The sequence below is a fragment of the Caballeronia choica genome (assembly GCF_001544535.1).
In the GTDB taxonomy this organism is placed as follows: domain Bacteria; phylum Pseudomonadota; class Gammaproteobacteria; order Burkholderiales; family Burkholderiaceae; genus Caballeronia; species Caballeronia choica.
The window spans coordinates 1-896 of sequence record NZ_FCON02000525.1; the positions used below are offsets into that span (position 1 = coordinate 1).

The window sequence follows — 896 nt, forward strand, 5'->3', positions numbered from 1 at the left end:
CCGAACACGCTGGCCGTGGTAGCCGGCCCAAGCGTCACGTGGAACATCTTCGATCACGGCAAGATCACCAACAACGTGCGCGTGCAGGACGCCCGGCTGCAACAGTTGACGGTCGTCTATCAGAATACCGTGCGCGAAGCCGCCCGTGAGGCCGACGACGCGGCCACCGCACTGATCGCCGCGTTGCAGCGTGACGTTATCCTGAACGACGCGCAACGGGCCGCGCAACGCTCGCTCAAGCTTGCCAGTGCGATCTATCGGGAAGGGTACTCGGACTTCCAGCGCGTCCTTGATGCACAGCGTGCTCTGTTTGCCCAGCAGGACGCCTACATCGTCAACCGCAGCAACGCGGTAGGTAGTCTGGTTGCGCTCTACAAGGCGGTCGGCGGAGGCTGGTACTCGGAGCAGCCGCTTGTCGATCCCGCGACGCGCCAGCAAATGGAGCAACGCACCGACTGGGGCGACATGCTGAACGAGCCGAATGCACCGTCCGCCAACGCAAGCCCGTCTGAAGGTTCCCGATGAGCGACAAGCCCGAGCACACTGTCGTCACGCCGCCGAGCGAACCGGCGCCTGTCGCCGATCCTTCGGGCAAAGCGATGAAAGGAGTCGTCGGCCTGATCGTGCTCAGCCTGATCTGGTATCTGCTCGCCGACCGCTTTACCCCTTATACGCAACAGGCACGCGTGCAGGCCTACGTCGTATCGGTCGCCGCGGAAGCATCGGGACGGGTGACTCGCGTTCTGGTGCGTGACAACCAGGAAGTCAAAGCGGGCGACGTCCTCTTCGAGGTCGATAGCGAGCCCTACCGGATCGCTATCGACCGCGCGCGGGCCGACCTCGAATCAACGCGCCGGCAGGTCGGCGCCAGCACGGCCGGGATCGATTCGACGCGC

At 64.5% G+C, this 896-nt stretch carries 1 protein-coding gene and 1 pseudogene; both read left to right on the plus strand.

Going from position 1 to position 896, the window contains the following annotated elements:
• On the plus strand, positions 1 to 525 hold a 525-nt coding region (locus AWB68_RS45485), incomplete at its 5' end, for a TolC family protein (RefSeq protein WP_143282079.1).
• Positions 522 to 896 (plus strand): annotated as a pseudogene (locus AWB68_RS45490) (HlyD family secretion protein); the annotation flags it as partial. The gene AWB68_RS45485 and the pseudogene AWB68_RS45490, both read left to right, overlap by 4 nt.